The organism is Calothrix rhizosoleniae SC01 (genome assembly GCF_900185595.1).
In the GTDB taxonomy this organism is placed as follows: Bacteria; Cyanobacteriota; Cyanobacteriia; order Cyanobacteriales; family Nostocaceae; genus Calothrix_A; species Calothrix_A rhizosoleniae.
Map to the genome: position 1 here is coordinate 1 of NZ_FYBH01000215.1, position 4,456 is coordinate 4,456.

General features: G+C 42.0%; 3 protein-coding genes. 1 reads left to right on the plus strand and 2 read right to left on the minus strand.

Going from position 1 to position 4,456, the window contains the following annotated elements:
- Positions 1 to 649: 649 nt before the first annotated feature.
- Together thiD and CALSC_RS13180 are read right to left on the minus strand one after the other, a co-directional pair.
- Entirely contained in the window at positions 650 to 1,480 is an 831-nt protein-coding gene (thiD, locus tag CALSC_RS13175) for a bifunctional hydroxymethylpyrimidine kinase/phosphomethylpyrimidine kinase (RefSeq protein WP_088241796.1), read from the minus strand.
- A gap of 140 nt (positions 1,481 to 1,620) precedes the next feature.
- Positions 1,621 to 2,052, minus strand: coding sequence for a hypothetical protein (locus CALSC_RS13180; RefSeq protein WP_088241797.1), 432 nt, complete (start codon positions 2,050 to 2,052; stop codon positions 1,621 to 1,623).
- Between the two features lie 370 nt (positions 2,053 to 2,422).
- On the opposite strand from CALSC_RS13180, the gene CALSC_RS13185 reads away from it, so the two are divergent.
- Positions 2,423 to 4,255: a S8 family peptidase gene (locus CALSC_RS13185; protein ID WP_088241798.1), complete on the plus strand. Its 1,833-nt coding sequence runs from the start codon at positions 2,423 to 2,425 to the stop codon at positions 4,253 to 4,255.
- Positions 4,256 to 4,456: the final 201 nt, after the last annotated feature.

Below are 4,456 nucleotides of genomic sequence, written 5' to 3' on the forward strand. Positions count from 1 at the left end.
CTTAGTTTTTGATTTTTGTTAGTTACAGTATCTAATTTAGCTTGGGTAGCTTTTAACTCTGCTGCTAAATCTCGGTAAACAGAGAGGGGTACAGACGGAGAATAGTTGGGAAGGGTTGTACCTGGTGATTGATGAGTGGATTCTCTAATGGTTCGCATTGCTAATTGTCAAATATTTTTTGTACTTCAGGTCTTTTCTACTAATGTAAAAAAATTAGCATTTAGACTATGTATGCCAAAGAATAATCTAAAATAGCTCCATGAGCAAAGATATTTTTATAGGTATTGCTTTTGTCTCTTTTCTACAAGAGGACTCCCACCACACTCCTGTTGAACAGGGGTTAATTAGGGAGTAGGGAGTAGGGAGTAGGGGAGAAACCCCATACATGAATGTAGGAGCTTGAAATAGCGATGCAGCGCGGTCTTGGGGAGCCAGCGTTGTAGACGGTAAGCCATTGCGGTGGACGGGTTTCCCGGCATAAAGCAAGTGGCGCAACCCGGAGGAGTTTCCCGTCGCAGACGACTGGCATTGGTCTCCTCATGAGCGACTGCATCAAGAAAGGAATTATTGGGAAAGAGTGCTTATGCATCGCGGTACAATTATTTCTAATTTTTTCACAAATTAATTTGGGGGTTTGTACCCTTTTTTCTCAGTCATTTTTTTCAATGTTCATCAATAAGGGGAAAAAGTGCCCCACAGGGCCTTGCCCTTGACCTATATTTAAAGAATAGTTCAAAGCAGTAGTAACATATTGCTTTGCCTGTAATACTGCTGGCAATATATCTTTACCTTGTGCCAGATTAGCCACGATCGCAGCTGAGAGTGTACAACCAGTACCATGGGTATTTTTAGTATCTATTTGTTGGGTTTGCAAGGTTTCTAACTGTTGTCCATCAAACCAAATATCTACACCTCGTAAATCACCCTGCATTCCTCCACCCTTAACTAAAACTGTTTTTGCTCCTAAATCCCGGTGAATGGTGCGAGCGGCTTTAGTCATATCCTCCAGAGAGTGAATTGGTAAACCAGTTAAAATTTCTGCTTCGTAGCGATTTGGTGTCACAATTAAAGCCTGGGGTATAAGTGAATCTCCCAATGTTTTTATTGCCTGATCAGAAATTAATTGTACTCCCGTGCGGGATACCATCACCGGATCAACGACGAGATTGGCTATTTTCCAGGTTTTTACTTGTTGGGAAACTGCGGCAATAATTTCTTGATTGAGTAGCATTCCGGTTTTTGCCGCTTGTACACCAATATCTTCATATACTGCCCGTATTTGCCCTACTACTGCTTCTGGAGTCATGGCATCAACCCTATTTACCCCCAATGTATTTTGCGCTGTAATGCAAGTAACGGCACTAGTACCGTGGACACAGTGAAAGGCAAAGGTACGTAAATCAGCTTGTATTCCTGCACCACCACCACTATCTGAGCCGGCGATGGTTAAAGCGACGGGGGTTTTTTTGTTGGTAGTCATAGAGAGAAGGAGTGAGGGAGGGAAGGAGTGAAGGAGAGAAGGAGTGAAAGGAGTGTGGGAAGTGTGGGAAGTGTGGGAAGTATGGGGAGATGAAATAACTAACTATCAACCATCAACTATCAACCATCAACTATCAACTATCAACCACCTGTTTTTTGCAACCGTTGTAATTCTCCTTGTAGGAACTTACACCATTCTGCGGCTAGAGGAATTTCGGTAAAGGGAATTTGTACGGAATTATCGGGTTGGGTGAAGAAAAATTGGAGAGCGATCGCTCGACCTTTTGTTGGTATATTTTCTATATCTATTTCTTCCTCATCTACTAAAACAATGACTTTACTGACATCAAACAAAGAAAATGTTTGTAAATCTACGGGTTCTTCCTTTGTGGGTTTTCCCCAAGTAATTTCGTCACCTTTTTGACCAATAACAGCAAGTATGTCGTATTTGGCTCGTTCAAATTGTTCTGCCCAATGGCGATAAGCCTCGACTTTTTGATATTCCTTTGCTCCTTGCCAAGCTAGACCAATAAATATTGCTAATAAGGGCAACCATAAAAGACCACGTTCCATAGGTATGTATCTCTAGTTCAGAAGAATATATTGAACAAATGAATTAAATTTCATATCAAGTTCGGGAGATTAGTTATTATTCGGATCATGGTGCAAACATCTTAAAACTCTTTCTCCCCCTGCACCCTGCACCCTGCCCCCTTGCAGTCTTAACCATAAGTCTTTAACCGGATATGATATCACCTCTTCTATCGCCCCATCACCTGATAATTACGGCAAGCTACTACGCAGCTACACGGATTAACCGACTATGTTCACCAAGAGGATATTAGCAAGATTTGATTAAAACTATATTGCAAATTCAAGCAATATCACTAATTAATAAGTTATGTTAGTGAACAAAGTAGCTTTCATAATTTAATGAGTTGATATGAGAAAGCTTATATTATTTTGTCTGTTTTTTATCGGTTTGAGTGCAGCCATTTTTGGCTTCCTGAATTTTCAGGGATTGGCGGCACAAGGGAAATTTGAGACAATTCTGTTGGATTTTCGGGAGGATATTCCCCAAGAGTTAGTCCAGCAGGATTTACAAGCGATCGCCAAACAATATGATGTTACACCCAGGCTGGATAACCAGTTTTCGGCTAAGGATAATGTGTATATTATCAGGGGCGATCGCCAACGACTAAAAGCTCTACGCAAATCCCAGTTTGCTAAAAATACAGAGTTTATTGAACCAAATTACATATACAAAATTCCTCAGCAAGAAAACGTTCCTTTATCATCAGGAATTTCTCTTTTTGGGGATCATGCCAGTGGCCCTAATGACCCTTATTATAGCCAGCAATGGAATTTACATAATATCGGTATTGAAGGTGCTTGGAGTCAAAATAAGGGCAATGGAGTCACTGTAGCGGTAATTGACACCGGTGTTACCCAAGTCCGAGATTTGGCAGAAACAAAGTTCGTCAAAGGCTATGACTTTGTCAATGATAAGGAAGCAGCAGATGACGACAATGGACATGGAACCCACGTTGCGGGTACTGTTGCCCAGGCTACCAATAACAACTATGGTGTGGCAGGGGTAGCCTATGAAGCCAATCTCATGCCCTTGAAGGTATTGAGTGATTACGGTGGTGGTACTGTTGCTGACATCGCTGAAGCCATCAAATTTGCCGCCGATAATGGGGCAGATGTTATTAATATGAGCCTGGGTGGTGGTGGTGAAAGTAAGTTAATGAAGGAAGCAGTTGAGTATGCCTATAAAAAAGGTGTAGTGATTATTGCTGCTGCTGGAAACGAGAACGAAAATTCCGCCGCTTATCCCGCTCGTTATACCCATGTAATTGGGGTTTCCTCCTTTGGTGCCGATGGAGAAAAAGCACCCTATTCTAACTATGGTGCTGGGGTAGATATTTCTGCTCCTGGTGGTAGCGAAGCTGGAAAGATTTTACAAGAAACCATTGACCCGGAAACTGGTAAGTCAGTATTGGTTGGTTTGCAAGGCACTAGCATGGCATCCCCCCACGTCGCCGGTGTGGCTGCATTGGTAAAAGCTAGTGGGATTCAAGAGCCAGATGCAGTTCTGCAAGTTCTAGAAAAATCTGCCAGGGTAGTAGCCGATGATGGTTTAAACTACTACGGTGCAGGCAAAATCAACGCCGAAGAGGCTGTTAAGTTAGCATCCCAAGGACAAATCAGCTTCCAAGATTTCTTCCGTTGGTTACGGGAAAATGGTTATCTCAACCCCAGATTTTGGTTTGACGGTGGTGCTTATGCACTGTTACCCAAAGTTCTCATGGTTGTGGGTTCCTATCTATTGGCTTGGTTCCTCCGGGTTTACTTCCCCTTTGCCTGGAGTTGGTCTTTATCTAGTGGTTTAATCTTTGGTAGTTCTGGGCTATTCTTCCTCAAAGGATTTTACATCTTTGACCTACCTCAATGGCCTTTCCGCGTATTGGGTAGTTCCATCCCGGAATTAGGTAATGCTATCCAGGGAACAGATGCATTTAACCCTGTATTTGCCAGTGTTCTGATTCCCCTTGCTCTAGTAGCATTATTATTAGGAAATCAGCAATGGAAAGGATTTGCGATCGGTATATCCTTGGGCATGGCAGTATGCTTGGCGGTGAGTGCTTTTGTAGATCCCGCAGTGTGGGGTTTAGGAAATGGTATTTGGGCGCAGATGTTCTTGATTACAAATGCAATTCTTTGTCTTGGTTTGGCTCGTTTAGCTGTTAAGGATGAAGCGCAAACAGCTTAGGTAAAACTTAAGTTATGTAAGACTGAGGGATTAAATTTAAGAAGTTATTTTACGGTGCTGGCTTAAAGTCATGTGCCGTTTTTTTCGCAGAAAAAATCCGCTAATACACTCTTTTTTGTCCAAAGTCCAATTCTTAAGTTTTGTTGATTAAAGATACAACTAATGCTTGGGGCAGTTAGTAATATTGTACAATAATGATGT